We start from the raw sequence: 15632 nt of genomic DNA, 5'->3' as shown, positions 1-15632 counted from the left end.
GGTACTATTCTCGCTAAGCTGTTTACTAGCCAAGGCAGCTAATGATCGAGGCGACAGAACATCGCGGCGACGCGATCCCGAGGGATGGAGCGAGCATGGGAGCCGACGACATCGAAGAGGTCGTGCTGCTGGACGCGTACGACCGCCCGATCGGCCGGGCGCCGAAGTCGAGCGTGCACGGCGCCGACACCGCCAGGCACCTCGCCTTCTCGTGCCACGTCTTCAACGACCGCGGCGAGCTGCTGGTCACGCGGCGCGCCCTCGCGAAGCAGGCCTGGCCCGGCGTGTGGACGAACTCGTTCTGCGGCCACCCCGCGCCCGCGGAGACGCTCGTGCACGCGATCCGGCGGCGCGGCGAGTTCGAGCTCGGACTCGAGCTCGAGCGCATCGAGCCCGTCCTGCCGACTTTCCACTACCGCGCGACCGACGCCTCCGGGGTCGTCGAGAACGAGCTGTGCCCCGTCTACACCGCGACGACGACGTCGACGCCCGAGCCGCACCCGGGCGAGGTGATGGACCACCGGTGGGTCGAGCTCGAACGGCTCTCGCTCGCGATCGAGCACGCGCCGTGGGCCTTCAGCCCGTGGTTCGTCCTCCAGGCGCGACTGCTGCCGTTCCTCGGCGCCGACGCCGCCCCCGAGGCGATCGCCTCATGATCGGCGCGACGCTCGACCGGCCGCTCGCCGACCGGGCGGCGGTCGACGAGTACCTCGACGGCTGGTTCGCCGAGCGCGTCGATCGCGCGACGAGCCACGGCCGCGACTACGTCCTCCTCTGGCAGGCGGCCCGCGACGGCGCGGCCGGCGGCAAGCGCATCCGGCCCGCGCTCGTGCTCGAGGCCCACGCGGCCTTCGCGAGCCCGAACTCCGCCGAGGCGGTGCGGCTCGCCGCCGCCTTCGAGCTGCTGCACACCGCGTTCCTCATGCACGACGACGTCATCGACCACGACCTCGTGCGCCGCGGCGCCCCCAACGTCGCCGGCCGCTTCGCGATCGAGGGACTCGCCCGGGGCCTCTCGAGCGCCCGGGCGAACGAGCTCGGCGAGGCGTCGGCGATCCTCGCGGGCGACCTGCTGCTGAGCGGCGCGCACCGGATCGTCGCGGGCCTCGACGCCCCGGTCGGCGTGCGCGAGCTGCTGCTCGCCATCCTCGACGAATGCGTCTTCCTCGCCGCCGCGGGCGAGCACGCCGACGTGCGCCAGTCGGGCGGCGCGCCCGGCGAGGGCGACATCCTCGCGATGATCGAGCACAAGACGGCCTCGTACTCGTTCAGCGCGCCGCTGCAGGCGGGCGCCGTGCTCGGCGGGGCGCCCGCAGAGTCGGTGCTCGAGCTCGGCGAGATCGGCCGGCACCTGGGCGTCGCGTTCCAGCTGCGCGACGACGTGCTCGGCGTGTTCGGCGCGGTCGACGTCACCGGCAAGTCGGTGGTGGGCGACCTGCGCGAGGGCAAGGAGACGCTGCTGATCGCCTACGCGCGCGAGCACGCGTCGTGGCAGCAGGTCGCGGCCGACTTCGGCTGCGCCGAGCTCGACGAGTCGGGAGCACGACGGCTGCGCGAGGCGATCGAGTCGAGCGGAGCGCGCGAGCGCGTCGAGCGGCTCATCGACGAGCGCTGCGACGACGCGGTCGCCGCCGTCGGGCGGGCGGGGCTCCCCGCCCGGCTGACCGCCTCGCTCACGGCGACGGCCCGGCACTGCGTGGAGCGTGCGCGATGAACGCCGGCGCGCCGACGGGCCTCGCGCTCTACGACCGCACCGCGCGGCAGAGCGCCGCACAGGTGATCTCGCGCTACTCGACGTCCTTCGGCCTCGCGAGCCGGCTGTGCTCCCCCGCGATCCGCACCCACCTCGCCGACCTCTACGCGCTCGTGCGCATCGCCGACGAGATCGTCGACGGCCCCGCCGCCGAGGCCGGGCTCGACGCGAGCGAGCGGCGCGAGCTGCTCGACGCGCTCGAGGCCGAGACCGAGCTCGCGATGGCCAGGGGCTACAGCTCGAACCTCGTCGTCCACGCGTTCGCGCAGTCGGCGCGCGCCACCGGCTTCGGCGCCGAGCTGACCCGCCCGTTCTTCGCCTCCATGCGCCGCGACCTCGACCCGGTGGCGTTCGACGAGGCCGAGCTGCGCGAGTACGTCTACGGCTCGGCCGAGGTGGTCGGGCTGATGTGCCTGCGGGCGTTCAGCGACGGGCTACCCGCCGACGACGAGCGCGATGCGCGCTGGCAGCGCGGCGCACGCCACCTCGGCGCCGCGTTCCAGAAGATCAACTTCCTGCGCGACCTCGCCGACGACGTCGGGTCGCTCGACCGCCGCTACTTCCCCGGAGTCGACCCGCGCGACTTCGGCGAGTCCGACAAGCACCGCCTCCTCGACGACATCGATCGCGACCTCGCGATCGCCGGCGAGGTCGTCGGCGAGCTCCCCGGCGGGTGCCGCCGGGCGGTCGCCGCGGCGCACGCGCTCTTCTCCGCCCTCGCCGAGCGCCTGCGGCGCACCCCGGCGAGCGAGCTGCTCACGGTCCGGGTGAGCGTGCCAGCCGGCCGCAAGCTGCTGCTGCTCGCCCGCGCCGCGGCCTCGCGGCCGCATTCGGTCGCGACGACCGCGCCGGTGGGAGTCCCGGCATGACGCGCATCGCCGTGATCGGGGCGGGCATCGCCGGCCTCGCGACGGCGGCGCTCCTCGCCCGCGACGGGCACGAGGTCACCGTGTACGAGCAGGGCGGCACGATCGGCGGCCGCGCCGGCCGCTGGGATGCCTCGGGCTTCCGCTTCGACACCGGGCCGTCGTGGTACCTGATGCCCGAGGTGTTCGAGCACTTCTACCGGATGATGGGCACGACGACCGCGGCCGAGCTCGAGCTCGTGCGCCTCGACCCCGGGTACCGCGTCTTCTTCGAGGAGCGGCCGGGTCACCTCGACCTCGGCTCGGACCGCGCCCGCTCGGTCGCGGCCTTCGAGTCGATCGAGCCGGGGGCGGGGCAGGCGCTCGAGCGTCACCTCGACTCGGCCGGCGAGACCGCGCGCCTCGCCGTCGAACACTTCCTGTACACCGACTTCTCCTCGCCGGGCGCGCTCCTGTCGGCGCCGCTGCTCCGCCGGCTCGGTCGGCTGAGCCGGCTGCTGCTGCAGCCGCTCGACCGCTTCGTCGCGGCGCGCTTCCGCGACGAGCGGCTCCGCCGGGTGCTCGGCTACCCGGCCGTGTTCCTCGGCACCTCCCCGCAGGCCGCGCCGAGCATGTACCACCTGATGAGCCACTTCGACCTCGACGACGGCGTGCGGTACCCGCTCGGCGGGTTCCGCGAGCTCATCGACGGCGTCGGTCGCCTCGCCCGGCGGGCGGGCGCGCGCATCGTCACGAACGCACGGGTGACCGGCATCGTCGTCGAGTCGGGTGCGGCACGGGGCATCCGGTACCTCGACGCCTCGGGTGCCGAGCGCACGGCCGAGGCCGACCTCGTCGTCTCGGCCGCCGACCTCCATCACACCGAGCAGGCCCTGCTGCCGCCCGGGCTGCGCAGTCGCTCCGACGCCTCGTGGCGCCGCGCCGATCCGGGGCCGGGCGCGGTGCTCGTGATGCTCGGCGTTCGCGGCCGCCTCCCCCGCCTGACGCATCACAACCTGCTCTTCACCGAGGACTGGGAGGGCAACTTCGCGAGCATCTTCGGCCGTTCGCCGTCCGTGCCCGACCCGGCGTCGCTCTACGTCTGCATGCCGAGCGCGAGCGATCCCTCCGTCGCGCCCGCCGGTGACGAGAACCTCTTCGTGCTCGTGCCCGTGCCGGCCGACCCGGGCCTCGGGCGCGGGGGCGTCGACGGGGCCGGCGACCCCGACGTGGAGCGGGTCGCCGACGCCGCGATCGCGCAGATCGCCGCCTGGACGGGCGAGGCCGACCTGGCCGAGCGCGTGGTCGTGCGGCGCACCGTGGGCCCTGCCGACTTCGTCGACGACTTCAACTCGTGGCGCGGCTCGGTGCTCGGGCCCGCCCACGTGCTGCGGCAGAGCGCCTTCTTCCGCGGTCGCACCGCGTCGCCGACGGTCCAGGGCCTGTACTTCGCCGGCGCGACGACGGTGCCCGGCATCGGGCTGCCGATGTGCCTCATCAGCGCGGAACTCGTGCTCAAGGCGATCCGCGGCGAGCGCGGCACCGGCCCGCTGCCCGAGCCGACGGTGCGGAGGGTGCCGGCATGAGCCTCGCGTACCTCGTGATCCTCATGGGCGGCCTCGCCTGCATGGCGCTCCTCGACGCGCGATTCCGGCTCGTGTTCGCCGCACCGGGTCGGGGTGGCCGCGCGGCGATCGTGCTCGGGCTGGGGCTCGCGTTCTTCCTCGGCTGGGATCTCGCGGGCATCGCCCTCGGCATCTTCCACCGGGGTGAGAACCCGGTGAGCACGGGGGTGCTGCTCGCCCCCGAGCTTCCGCTCGAGGAGCTCGTCTTCCTCGCCTTCCTCTGCTATCTGACGCTCGTGCTCTACACGGGAACGCTGCGCATGCTCGCCGCGCGCCGGGAGCGGCGGGCATCCGGGGTACCGGGCGCACCGGGCGCACCGACGACGGCACGCGCACCGGAGGCGCGACGATGACCTACGCCCTGCTCTCCCTCGTCTTCCTCGTCGTCGCCGGCGTGGTCGCCGCCGTCGGATGGCGGCGCGCGCCGCGCGGGCACCTCCGTGCGGTGCTCGTCACCGCGGCGGCCCTCGTGGTGCTGACCGCGGTGTTCGACACGGTGATGATCGCGACCGGCCTGTTCGGCTACAGCGATGCGCACATCTGGGGGGTGCGCATCGGCCTCGCGCCGATCGAGGACTTCGCCTACCCGATCGCGGGCGTGCTCCTGCTGAGCGGCCTCTGGAACCTCCTCGCGCCCCGGGAGCCCGACCGTGCGCACTGACACCCGCCGCGGCGTCGTCGCCGAGCTCGTCACCGCCTCGCGCCCGCTGAGCTGGGTGAACACGGCCTTCCCGTTCGCGGCGGCCTACCTGCTGACGACGCGCGAGGTCGACCTCGCCCTCGTCGTCGGCACGCTCTTCTTCCTCGTGCCGTACAACCTCGCGATGTACGGCATCAACGACGTGTTCGACTACGCCTCCGACGCCGCGAACCCGCGCAAGGGCGGCGTCGAGGGCGCGCTGCTCGAGCCCGGCCGGCACCGCCTCACGATCGTCGCCGCCATCGCGCTGTGCGCGCCGTTCGTCGTCGCGCTCGTGCTCCTCGGCGGTCCCGCCTCCTGGGCGGTGCTCGTCGTGAGCCTCTTCGCCGTCGCCGCATACTCGGTACCCGGGCTCCGCTTCAAGGAGGTGCCGTTCCTCGACTCGCTGACCTCGAGCGTGCACTTCGTGAGCCCGGCGGTCTACGGGCTCGTGCTCGCCGGTGCGACGTTCACGCCGCAACTGCTCGCGCTGCTCGCGGCGTTCCTCGCGTGGGGCATCGCGAGCCACGCCTTCGGCGCCGTGCAGGACATCGTGCCCGACCGCGAGGGCGGCATCGCCTCCATCGCGACCGTGCTCGGCGCCCGTCGCACGGTGCGTTTCGCGATCGCGGCGTGGACGATCGCCGGCCTGCTCATGCTCGCGACCGCCTGGCCGGGGCCGCTCGCGGCACTGCTGGTCACGCCATACCTCGCCGCCGCGGCACCCTTCGCCTCCGTGAGCGACGCCGATTCGGGCGCTGCGAACGCGGGATGGCGGCGCTTCCTCGCGATCAACTACGTCGTCGGGTTCCTCGTGACGATGCTGCTCATCTGGTACGCCGCGATCACCGCGTAGCGCGTTCCGGCCGGCCGGGCCGGGCAAGGCAGGGCAGGCAGGGGGCCCGGCCCCCTCGGCTCAGCTCTCGAGCAGCAGCTCGGTCGAGTGCGCGAGGTGCTCGCGCATGGCCTCGGCCCCGCGCTGCTGCACCGCCTCGAGCAGCTCGCGGTGCTCGGCGATGAGCCCCTCGAGCGTGTAGTGCGGTCGCACGTGCAGCAGGAACAGCAGCAGCTCGCTGCCGAGCGCGTCGTGCGCCTCGATGATGCGCGGGCTCGACGAGGCCGCGACGATCGCGCGGTGCAGGTCGGCGTGCAGCCGCTCGACCTCGAGCCAGTCGATGCCGTCGTCGGCCTCGGAGCCTGAGACGGCCGGCTCAGTGACGGCAGTCGGCCTGGCCCCCGGCGCCGCCGCCGCGATCCGGCCGAGCCGGTCGAGCACCGCGACGGCCGGTGCGAGCACCTCCTCGGGCCACGCGGCCCCGAAGCGTTCGCCGGCGATCCGCACCGCCTCGCCCTCGAGCGCGGCCCGCAACTGCTGCAGCGCGACGATCTCGTCGGGGTCGAAGCTCACGACCCGCACGCCGCGGTACGCCTCCGCCACCGCGAGCCGCTCGGCGACGAGCCGCTGGAACGCCGCGCGCACCGTGTGCCGCGACACCCCGAAGCGTTCGGCGGCCGCCTCCTCGCGCAGCGGCGAGCCGAGGGCGACCGCTCCGCTCAGGATCTCGGCGCGCAGCGCCTCGGCCACCCGTTCGACGACGGTGTCTGCGGTGTGCGGTGGCACCGACGCATCCTCTCGTCTCGTGCCGCTCAGTCGCCGAGCTTCGATCGCACGATGAGCCAGACGAGCCCGCCGACCGCTGCGGCGACGCCGGCCGCGGCCGCGATCGCGACCCCGGGCTGCTCGTCGTAGAAGGCCTTCAACGACGCCTTCGCGCGGTCGACACGGATGCCCACCTGCTTGGGCACGTTGAGCTTGTCCTCCAGGGCGTCGAGCGTGCCGGCGAACTCGGCGCGGGCGCGCGTCGAGGCGGCGCGGGCCTCGACCCGCGTGAGGTTGCGCGCGCGCTGCGCGCTCTCGCGCTTCGAGGGCCGCGGGGCGTCAGTAGCGGCGGTCATAGTCACCCGTTCCCTTCAGTGCGTCGAGGTCGGCCTTCAGGCTCTCGACCGATTCGAGGGGCTCCGAGCCCCGCTTGAAGTTCACGATGCCGATCCACACCAGCACGGCGATGATGATCAGCAGCACGCCCGAGACGACGAGCGCGGCCGCCCACGCCGGCATGACCAGCGCGAGCGCGAAGATCGCGGCGGCGAGCAGGGTGAAGATCAGGAACGGCAGCACGACCAGGGCGACGACGAAGAAGCCCGAGCCGATGCCGAAGTGCTTCACCTTGTAGGTGATCTCGGCCTTGATCTGGTCGATCTCGGCCCGAACGAGGTTCGAGATCGTGTCGGGCAGCTCGCCGATCAGCGTGAAGAGCGAGCGGTCGTCGTTCGTCGGTGCGGCCATCGCGCGGTCACCTCGGTTCTCTGGGTCGGATGCCGCGGGCTAGGCGCCGCGCGACGAGTTGCCCCGCTTCGGGGCGGCCTTGGTCGACTTCGCCGGCTTCGCGGCGCCCGCGGCCGTCGCGGCGGCCGAGTCGATCGCCTCGCTCAACGTGTCGGCCACGTCGTCGACCGCCGACTTCGTCGCGCTCGCGCCCTTCGCGACGCCCTGCCTGGCCTTCGCGGCGGCGTCCGAGACGTCCTGGCGGGTGGCGCCCGATCCGCGGGTCGCGTTGCCGATGAACGACTTCACGCCGTCGAGCACGCTGTCGGAGAGGTCGCCCACCTTGTCGGCGGCGAAGCCCTTGACGGTGTCGACGCCCTGCTGCACGGCCGGGGTGTTCCAGACGCCCTCGGCGGCGCGCTTGATCTGCTCGTAACGTTCGCGACCGGCCCGCGTGCCGAGCACGTACCCGACTCCGAGTCCGACGACGAAGAGGACCTTGCCCTTCATGTGCACCCCCGACTTTCCGCACTGCGGCGCATGCAGCGACCTCTCCAGCGTAGACCCCGCGACGAGCCGCGCAAGGGGGTTGCGACGAAATATTCCGTTTCGGCTATGCAGTGCCGTCGGGTGCGACCCTGCGGTGCCTGACGCGCGCCGCGGCCGCTTTCGCGTGCGGGACCACCGAGGCGAGCCCCGTGCCCGAGACCCACGAACCGGTCACCTCGATGCCGGGTTCGGCGGCGATCGTCTCCTCCAGTGAGCGCACGCGATCGAGCTGGCCGATGGCGGCGTGCGAGACGGCGTCGCGCCAGACGGTGCGGCCCGAGGCACGGAGCATCCCGCGGTCGAGGGGCACGCCGAGCACCGCGCTCGCGTCGGCGAGCGCGAGCTCCGCGACCTCCGCGTCGCTGCGCCCCTCGAGGGGATTCGGCTGGCCGGCGCGGCCGTAGGAGAGGCGTACGACCTGACGCCCGCCCGCGGCCTCGGCGAGCCACGACCACTTCGCGGTCGAGTGCGTGAGCGCCTTGGCGACGATCCCGGGCGCGTCGGCGGCGACGAGCACCCCGGTCCCTCGTGGGGCGGCGTCGAGCGCGGGCGCGTCGAGCACGAGCGTCACGAGCTCGACGGACGCGCCCTGCGGCCAGTCCGCGGTCGACTCCCAGCCCTCGACGGCCGCCTCGAGCAGGCCGAGCGAGGTGCGCCCCGCGGCGGCGAGCACGACGTCGGGCGCGGTGATCTCGAGCGGTGACGCCGCTTCGGGGGCGCCGACGGCGGCCTCCGCGACGGCGTCGTCGGCAGCGGATGCCACGGGCTCGCCCGTGACCGTCCACCCGTCGCCGGCGCGGGCGAGGCCGGTGACCTCGACTCCCGTCAGCACGGTCACGCCGAAGCGCTCGAGCTCGCGGGCGAGCGCGTCGACGAGGGTGTGCATGCCGCCGCGGAGCCCGCGGACCGCCCCGCCCGCCTTGCGCTGCTCGACCAGCTGGCCGACGCCGCCCGAGAGCGAGCCGGTGCGGGTCATCGCCTCGTTGAGCCCGGGCGCGACGACGTCGAGGTCGAGCAGCTCGGGGTCGGCCGAGTACACGCCCGACGAGATCGGGGTCACGAGACGGTCGAGCACGGCCTGGCCCATGCGCGAGCGCACGAGCTCGCCGAGGCTGTGCGCCCGGCCGATGCGGAGGATCGGCTTGATCCGGTCGAGGTAGGCGCGCGTCGCGCCGCTCCAGCCGATGATGCGGCGCACGTCGTCGCCGAGCGGGTTGGCGGGGATGCCGAGCACCCCGGTCTTCGGCAGCGGTGCGGCGTCGAGTCCGTCGCCGGCGCCCCACACCAGCCAGGCGCCCGCGCGGTTCGGATCCACGATCTCGTCGTCGAGGCCGAGGGAGCCGAGGAGCTCGGCGACGCCGTCGCCGCGCGTCGCGAACGACTCGGCACCCGAGTCGAGGGTGAGCCCGTCGAGCTCGATGCGGCCGACGCAGCCGCCCGGCGCGTCGCGGCGCTCGACGATCGTGACGGCGAGGCCGATCTTCGCGCACTCGAGCGCGGCGACCATGCCCGCGACCCCGCCGCCGACGACCACGACGTCGGCCGTCAGCCGCTCCGCCGCCGGCTGTCCGTCGTTCACGCGGCGCCCGCCTCGTGCACGAGCTCGACGACGCGGGTGAGCACGGCCGGGTCGGTCTCGGGCGGCACGCCGTGCCCGAGGTTGAAGACGTGGGCGGGTGCGGCCTCGGCCTGCCGCAGCACCTCGCGCACGGCGGACTCGAGCACGGGCCACGGCGCCGCGAGCAGCGCGGGGTCGAGGTTGCCCTGGAGCGGCACGCCTGCGCCGATACGTGCGGCGGCGACGTCGAGCGGCACGCGGTAGTCGACGCCGACGACGTCGACCCCGACCTCCTTCATGGCGCCGAGCAGCTCACCGGTGCCGACGCCGAAGTGCACGACCGGCACCGGCCGGGCGGGCTGCGCCTGCCCCGCGGCATCCGTGGTCGCGTACTCGAGGTCGTGCACGAAGCTGAGCGCGCGGGCCGAGGCGGGCGCGACATGGGTCTCGTAGTCGGCCAGCGAGAGCGCGCCGGCCCACGAGTCGAAGAGCTGGGCGGCCGAGGCGCCGGCGACGATCTGCGTGCGCAGGAAGCGGCCGGTGAGCTCGGCCGTCCACTCCATGAGCGCCCGCCACGCGCCGGGGTCGGCGTGCATGAGGGTGCGCGCGGCGAGGTGGTCCTTCGAGGGGCCGCCCTCGGTGAGGTACGCCGCGAGGGTGAAGGGGGCGCCGGCGAAGCCGATGAGGGGGGTCGCGGTGCCCGAGCCGTTGTCGGTCGTCGCGAGCTCGGCGATCGTCTGCGCGACCGCCTCGGCGATCGGCCCGGATGCCTCGTCGAGGCGTGCGGGGTCGATCGCCGTCAGCTCGGCGACGGCGGCGGCATCCCCGTAGCCCTTGCCGAACACCGGGCCGCGACCCGGCTGGATCTCGACGTCGACGCCGACGAGCTTCAGCGGCACGACGATGTCGCTGAAGAAGATGCCCGCGTCGACCTTGTGGCGGCGCACCGGCTGCAGGGTGATCTCGCTCGCCATCGCGGGGTCGAGGCAGGCGTCGAGCATGCGCGTGCCGACGCGCAGCTCGCGATACTCGGGCAGTGACCGGCCCGCCTGCCGCATGAACCAGACGGGCGTCGTGTCGGCGCGCTCCCCGCGATAGGCGCGCACGAGGCGCGAGTCGCTGGTGAGGCCGGCTGAGAGCGGGTGCTGCGGGGAGAGGATCACGCCCGACATTGTCTCGCATCGCGCTGGGAGGAGGCCTCGACGGCGACCGCACCCGGTCGGGAGCGGTCTGTGCCTCGCCACACCGAATTGAAGAACCCTTACCTTCGCGCGGGCGTTCGCGCTAAAGTCGGTCCCGTCGTGCCGTCCCCCCGGGCGCGACGACGTGGCGACGTCGACGTCGCCGCGCCTCCGCCACCCACGGAGAGAAGCGACGTGTCCCGAATCGTCACCGTTCCCCTTGCGCCCATGCCCGCCTGCCTCTGCGGATGCGGGTGCCTCCCGCCCGGCGCCGCCCGGCCCACGAGCGGCGCCGACGCCTCGAGCGGCGCGCGCCGATGAACAGCGCCGAGCGACGCCTGCCCCCCACCGTCCTCGTCGCCGTGCTCACCCTGCTCGTCGTCGGCGCGCTCGTCGCCGGGGCGCCGCAGGTCGAGCAGCTCGTCCCGCGACTGCCCGAGGTGTCGGGCCGCACGGGAACGATCGGCTTCCTCGGCGCCGTCGCCGTGCTGGTGATCGTGGCGACCGCCGTCCGCCTCGTCGTGCTCGCACGATGCCGCGCCCGGCGCCGCGCGCTCGAGCGGAGCTTCGACGGCCCCGTCGAATGCGGCCTGCGCCACCGCGAGCTCGACGCGATGCTGGCCGAGCTGCTGGGCCGCCGGCCCTCGCTCTCGCAGCGCTTCTCGATCGTCGCCGACGACCACGGGCTCTCGTTCTGGAGCGGAGGCCGCCGTCCGCGGCGCACGGCGCAGTTCGCGTGGCACGAGGTCCGCAACATCCGTGCCGACGAGCTGATCGCCGGCAGCCGACCGGTGCCGATCGTCGTCGTGCGGGTGCGCCGTGACGGCGCGAGCATCGCCCTGCCGATCATCCTCGCGACCGAGCGTCCCGGTGCCTTCGCCGTCACCGACGCCCCGTTCTACGCGGTCGTCCGCTCGTGGAAGGCCCTGCATCGGGCCGCCCTCGAGCGGGAGGGGCTCGAGTTGCCGCCGCTCACGGCGCCCATCCCCGTGATCACGCGGGAGATGCTGGCGGCTGCGCGCTGATTCCGTCCCGACGCGGGGGCGCCCCGTCGGCCGCACCCGCCTCATCGGCGCGGCATGACCGCGTGAGTCATCCTCGCCTTCGACGGCGGGTAGAATCTTCGAGTGCTCATCTGCCTGACCGCGAGCCACAAGAACGCCGGGTTCGACACACTCGAGCGTCTGTCGGCGCACGCGGAGTCCGCCGCGCCGCGCATCCTCGACCGTCATGACACGCTCCAGGGTGCGATCGTCGTCGCCACCTGCAACCGCTTCGAGGCCTACCTCGACCTCGACACCCCCGAGGGCGACTCACCCGTCCCCGCGGTGCACGAGGCCATCCGCGCCGTGAGCGATGTCGCGGGCGTGGAGCCCGACGAGCTGCGCGCGACCTTCGGGTTCGTGCACGGCAACGCGGTCGCGGGCCACCTCTTCTCGGTGGCCTCCGGCCTCGAGTCGGTCGTCGTCGGCGAGGGCGAGATCGCCGGGCAGGTGCGCCGTTCGCTCGAGCGGGCCCGTGCCGAGGGCACCACGACCCCCGAGCTCGAGCGGCTGTTCCAGCGCGCCTCGCAGACCTCCCGCCGCGTGAAGAACCAGACCGGCGTCGGCGGCGCGGGCCGCTCGCTCGTGCGCCTCGCCCTCGAGCTCGCGTCGAGCCGCGTCAGCGACTGGTCGGCGGCGCGGGTGCTGCTCGTCGGCACCGGCCAGTACGCGGGCGCGACGCTCGCGGCCCTCCGCGATCGCGGCGCGAACGACGTCCGCGTCTACTCGCCCTCCGGCCGTGCCGCGAAGTTCGCCCGCAGCCACGGCATCACCGCGGTGTCGCACGCGGGCTACGCGGTCGCTGCGGCGGCCGCCGACGTCATCATCACGTGCACGACCGCCGACCATCACGTCGTCGACGGGGTGCTGCTCGAAGGCGGCCGGGCGACGCTCGCCGCCTCGCACTCGCAGCCCGATGCCTCGTCGTCGGCCGTGCTCGCCGAGTTCCGCGCCTGGTGCCCGGTGCCCGAGGCCGCGCACGACGCGCGCCAGCTCGTCATCGACCTCGGCATGCCGCGCAACGTCGCGACCGACGTCGTCGAGGTCGACGGCGTCGAGCTCCTCGACCTCGAGACGATCCGCCGCCACGCCCCGCTCGAAGAGCTCGGCGCGACCGACGACGCCCGCGTCATCGTCGACCGCGCGGCCCGCAACTTCGGCGCGGTCGGCGAAGAGCTCGACCTCGCGCCCTCGGTCGTCGCGCTCCGCTCGCACGTGCAGGGCGTGCTCGACGCCGAGATCGCCCGTGCGCGTTCGCGCAGCACCGGCGATGCCGCGACCGACGAGCGCGTCGAGGCGGCCCTCCGGCACATGGCCGGCGTGCTGCTGCACACCCCGATGGTGCGCTCGCGCGAGTACGCCAGGGCGGGCGACCAGCGCGCCTGGATCGACGGCCTCGAGGCCGTCTTCGGCGTGCGCGCCGACGAACTGCGCTGACCGGCGCGCATACTGTCGCCGCCGCGGCCGCGGCCGCCGACGTTCGTCAGAGCCTCCGGCGGACCTCGTGCATGATCCAGCGGTTCGATCGCGCCGGGTCGACGACGGCTCGCCCGTCGTGTCGAGCCGGCGCGTAGGGCACCGGCCCGAACTCCGCGAGCACGCTGGGACGCCGCCCCTCGTTCCTCATGCGGGCGACGATCCGCTCCCACCACGCGAAGTGACGCTCGACGATCGCCCCGTCGGCGGTCTCGGGCGACGTCACCTGCGGCCCCTGCGGGTGGCCGATGCGCGCGTGGATGTGGTCCGCCCGTTCGATCGCGAGCTCGACGGCGGCCGTCTGGTCGTCGAGCATCGACTCGGCGACCACGATCCAGTGCGAGACGTCGAACGTGACGCGCAGTTCGGGGTGGGCCGTCAGGATCTCGCGCGAGTGGTGCGCCGAGTGCAGGATGCGTCCGCGGTGCAGCTCGACGAGCACGTCGAGGCCGAAGCGCCCGCGCCAGTCGACGACTCGTCGGGCGAGGTCGTGCTGCACGTCGAGCCCCCAGTGGTCGCGCCCGAGATGGAGCGTGAGGTGCTCGACCGCGAGTCCCGACCGGTCGATCTCGGTGAGCTGACGTTCGATCTCGTCGACGTGCTCGTGCGGGTCGCCGGCCGGACTCGTGACGAGCAGCGCGAGGGCGCCGCCGGTCGCGGCGATCGCCTCTCCCAGCCCGTCCTGGTCCCGGCGGTCGGCCGGCCACCAGAGCTCGACCCCGTCGTAGCCGTCCGCCGCGGCGGCCGCGGGGAACGCCGACGGGCCGAGGTCGCTCCCCCAGTCCGACATGAGCACGAGCGGGGGCGGCGGCGTCGCGTCGTGCACTCCGGAGCCCGCCGGCGCGGGATGAGCGCCGGTCACAGCCCGTCGTCCAGGTGCCAGTGGTTCTGCCAGCGCCAGTCGATCGGCTCCGACATCCGCTGGTATCGGATGTCGGTCGACAGGCGCATGCGGCCCTCGGTGTCGACGTTGTCGAGACCGGCGTGCACGATGTGGGCGGAGTGCACCATGACGTCGCCGGCCGCGTAGTCGGCGACGAGCCAGCGCGCGTCGTGCTCGTCGGCGAGGCCGGGCAGGTCGGCCGTGATCGACGCCGCCGGGTGGCGGAGCTCGCCCGCCGCCTCCTGCGCCATGACCCGCCGGTGGCTGCCCTCGAGGTAGGCGAGCCCGCCGCGCTCGAGCGGGATGTCGCCGAGCGGGATCCACATCGAGAGCACCCGGTCGCTGCCCTCTCGGAGGTACACGAGGTCGTAGTGGGCCTGGGTGGCGGTGCCGATGCCGCGCTCGCCCGGCTTCGTGTGCCGGATGATCTTGCGCCGGTGCAGGTGCACGTCGTCGCCGAGGAGCCACGCGAACCATTCGGCGATCCGCGGCGACCGGCAGAGCGCCTCGTACTGGGCACCGGGCACGATCTCGTCGAAGAGGATGCGCCGGTATGCGGCCCGGTCGACGTCGTCGGGCGCGGCGATGCCGTCGACCGGGTCGGAGCCCTCGGCGATGAGCCCGGCGCGGTCGAGCGCGTCGAAGTAGTAGCGGCGGAACTCGAGCACGTCGTCGGGCGCGAGGTGCCCGGTGAGGAAGAGGTAGCCGTCGCGGCGCAGCCGGGCCCACAGCGCCTCGCGGTCGCCGCGCTCCTCCATCGGCACGGGCTCGAGCCCGCCGAGCCGTGATGGAGTTTCTTCGAGCACGTATCCGTTCGACGTCAGCATGAATCCATGATCAGTTCGGGCGGCGCGGAGCGGAATAGACTCCTGACAACACGGAATTGGACTTTCATGACCGATTGGGCGATCTATTCGCAGTCGCACCCGCTGCTCGCGCAACACGGCCTCGCGTGCCTCGGCGCCGGGCAGCACACGGGCCCCTCACCGGGGTTCGGCGGCGGGCGCCGCCTGAGCGACTACGCGATCGTGTTCGTCTCGAGCGGGTCGGGCGTCTACCGCGATCCGTTCGTCGGCACGATCGCGGTCGAGGCGCCGGCGACGATCCAGGTGTTCCCCCAGCGCCCGCACGACTACGCCTCGCCGCGCGGCTGGACCGAGCACTGGGTGCTCTGCTCCGGGGCGACGGTCGCCGCGTTCGAGGGCATGGGCGTGCTCGACCGGCGACGGCCCGTGCAACCGGGTGCACGGCTGCCCGACGAGCTGCCGGGCCGCTTCAGATCGCTGCACGATGCGCTCGGGCGCCCCGGATGGCGGGCCGCCGTCGACGCGTCGATGCTCACTCAGGCGCTGCTCGCCGACTCGGTCGCCGGTCGGGCCTCGTCGACGGCCGGTGAGGCGACGGTCGCGGCAGTCCAGGCCGACGCGGCGCTGCAGCTGGATGTCGCGGCGAGGGCATCGCTCGCGGGCGTCAGCGTGAGCACGCTCCGCGACCACGTCCGCGAGGTCACCGGCGGCACGCCGAACGAGCTCGTCATCGGCACCCGGATCGACCGCGCGTGCGGCCTGCTGGCGTCCACGACGCTGTCGGTGCAGGCCGTGGCGGCGAGCGTCGGCTACGACGACCCCGCCTACTTCTCGCGGCTCTTCACGCAGCGCGTCGGCGTCGGCCCGGCCGAGTTCCGCAAGCGGCACCGCCGCTAGCCGCGCCTCGG

The 15632-nt window shown here is 73.9% G+C and carries 18 protein-coding genes; 10 read left to right on the top strand and 8 right to left on the bottom strand.

From position 1 onward, the window contains the following. Window positions 1-95 precede the first annotated feature (95 nt). From idi to ACFVTH_RS07945, 7 genes are read left to right on the top strand one after another with little or no spacing between them, the layout of a single operon-like run. Window positions 96-656, top strand: a complete 561-nt coding sequence (gene idi, locus ACFVTH_RS07975; protein WP_387088873.1) for an isopentenyl-diphosphate Delta-isomerase — start codon at window positions 96-98, stop codon at window positions 654-656. Beyond that, complete coding sequence (locus ACFVTH_RS07970; protein WP_387088870.1) at window positions 653-1714, top strand: polyprenyl synthetase family protein; 1062 nt, start codon at window positions 653-655, stop codon at window positions 1712-1714. Before idi ends, ACFVTH_RS07970 begins: the two co-directional genes overlap by 4 nt. Beyond that, window positions 1711-2622 (top strand): phytoene/squalene synthase family protein, encoded by a 912-nt coding sequence (locus ACFVTH_RS07965; RefSeq protein WP_387088867.1) that lies wholly within the window; start codon window positions 1711-1713, stop codon window positions 2620-2622. Before ACFVTH_RS07970 ends, ACFVTH_RS07965 begins: the two co-directional genes overlap by 4 nt. Next, window positions 2619-4184, top strand: coding sequence for a phytoene desaturase family protein (gene crtI, locus ACFVTH_RS07960; RefSeq protein WP_387088864.1), 1566 nt, complete (start codon window positions 2619-2621; stop codon window positions 4182-4184). Before ACFVTH_RS07965 ends, crtI begins: the two co-directional genes overlap by 4 nt. Further along, window positions 4181-4576 (top strand): lycopene cyclase domain-containing protein, encoded by a 396-nt coding sequence (locus ACFVTH_RS07955; protein ID WP_387088862.1) that lies wholly within the window; start codon window positions 4181-4183, stop codon window positions 4574-4576. Before crtI ends, ACFVTH_RS07955 begins: the two co-directional genes overlap by 4 nt. Then, a complete protein-coding gene (locus tag ACFVTH_RS07950; protein WP_387088859.1) occupies window positions 4573-4884 on the top strand; it encodes a lycopene cyclase domain-containing protein in 312 nt (103 codons plus the stop codon). The genes ACFVTH_RS07955 and ACFVTH_RS07950 overlap by 4 nt, the downstream gene beginning before the upstream one ends. Next, a complete protein-coding gene (locus ACFVTH_RS07945) occupies window positions 4874-5758 on the top strand; it encodes a prenyltransferase (protein WP_387088856.1) in 885 nt (294 codons plus the stop codon). Before ACFVTH_RS07950 ends, ACFVTH_RS07945 begins: the two co-directional genes overlap by 11 nt. Window positions 5759-5818: 60 nt before the next feature. On the opposite strand, the gene ACFVTH_RS07940 is transcribed toward ACFVTH_RS07945, so the two are convergent. From ACFVTH_RS07940 to hemE, 6 genes are all read right to left on the bottom strand, one after another. Further along, on the bottom strand, window positions 5819-6523 hold the full coding sequence (locus ACFVTH_RS07940; protein ID WP_387088853.1) for a GntR family transcriptional regulator: 705 nt from the start codon (window positions 6521-6523) through the stop codon (window positions 5819-5821). A gap of 26 nt (window positions 6524-6549) precedes the next feature. Further along, complete coding sequence (locus ACFVTH_RS07935) at window positions 6550-6858, bottom strand: DUF3618 domain-containing protein (RefSeq protein ID WP_386939259.1); 309 nt, start codon at window positions 6856-6858, stop codon at window positions 6550-6552. Beyond that, a complete protein-coding gene (locus ACFVTH_RS07930) occupies window positions 6842-7249 on the bottom strand; it encodes a phage holin family protein (RefSeq protein ID WP_386939260.1) in 408 nt (135 codons plus the stop codon). The genes ACFVTH_RS07935 and ACFVTH_RS07930 overlap by 17 nt, the downstream gene beginning before the upstream one ends. 39 nt (window positions 7250-7288) lie before the next feature. Beyond that, on the bottom strand, window positions 7289-7738 hold the full coding sequence (locus ACFVTH_RS07925) for a YtxH domain-containing protein (RefSeq protein ID WP_387088850.1): 450 nt from the start codon (window positions 7736-7738) through the stop codon (window positions 7289-7291). A 103-nt stretch (window positions 7739-7841) separates the two neighbouring features. Then, complete coding sequence (hemG, locus tag ACFVTH_RS07920; protein WP_387088847.1) at window positions 7842-9356, bottom strand: protoporphyrinogen oxidase; 1515 nt, start codon at window positions 9354-9356, stop codon at window positions 7842-7844. Next, on the bottom strand, window positions 9353-10507 hold the full coding sequence (gene hemE, locus ACFVTH_RS07915) for a uroporphyrinogen decarboxylase (protein WP_387088844.1): 1155 nt from the start codon (window positions 10505-10507) through the stop codon (window positions 9353-9355). Before hemE ends, hemG begins: the two co-directional genes overlap by 4 nt. Before the next feature lie 326 nt (window positions 10508-10833). Here hemE and ACFVTH_RS07910 point away from each other — a divergent pair, with 326 nt between their 5' ends. Together ACFVTH_RS07910 and ACFVTH_RS07905 are read left to right on the top strand one after the other, a co-directional pair. Then, window positions 10834-11541, top strand: a complete 708-nt coding sequence (locus ACFVTH_RS07910) for a hypothetical protein (RefSeq protein ID WP_387088841.1) — start codon at window positions 10834-10836, stop codon at window positions 11539-11541. Window positions 11542-11643: 102 nt separating this feature from the next. Continuing rightward, a complete protein-coding gene (locus tag ACFVTH_RS07905; RefSeq protein ID WP_387088837.1) occupies window positions 11644-12996 on the top strand; it encodes a glutamyl-tRNA reductase in 1353 nt (450 codons plus the stop codon). A gap of 46 nt (window positions 12997-13042) precedes the next feature. Here ACFVTH_RS07905 and ACFVTH_RS07900 read toward each other — a convergent pair whose 3' ends face one another. Both ACFVTH_RS07900 and ACFVTH_RS07895 read right to left on the bottom strand, forming a co-directional pair. Then, a complete protein-coding gene (locus ACFVTH_RS07900; protein WP_387088834.1) occupies window positions 13043-13897 on the bottom strand; it encodes a sugar phosphate isomerase/epimerase family protein in 855 nt (284 codons plus the stop codon). Beyond that, a complete protein-coding gene (locus ACFVTH_RS07895) occupies window positions 13894-14745 on the bottom strand; it encodes a phytanoyl-CoA dioxygenase family protein (RefSeq protein ID WP_387088831.1) in 852 nt (283 codons plus the stop codon). Before ACFVTH_RS07895 ends, ACFVTH_RS07900 begins: the two co-directional genes overlap by 4 nt. Before the next feature lie 66 nt (window positions 14746-14811). Between ACFVTH_RS07895 and ACFVTH_RS07890 the strand changes: the two genes are divergently transcribed. Further along, complete coding sequence (locus tag ACFVTH_RS07890; protein WP_387088828.1) at window positions 14812-15621, top strand: helix-turn-helix domain-containing protein; 810 nt, start codon at window positions 14812-14814, stop codon at window positions 15619-15621. The last annotated feature ends 11 nt before the right edge of the window (window positions 15622-15632 follow it).

This window comes from Agromyces sp. NPDC058104 (assembly GCF_042884835.1).
GTDB lineage: Bacteria > Actinomycetota > Actinomycetes > Actinomycetales > Microbacteriaceae > Agromyces.
Note: the sequence above shows the minus strand (reverse complement) of the source record. Positions and strands in the feature narration are given on the sequence as shown.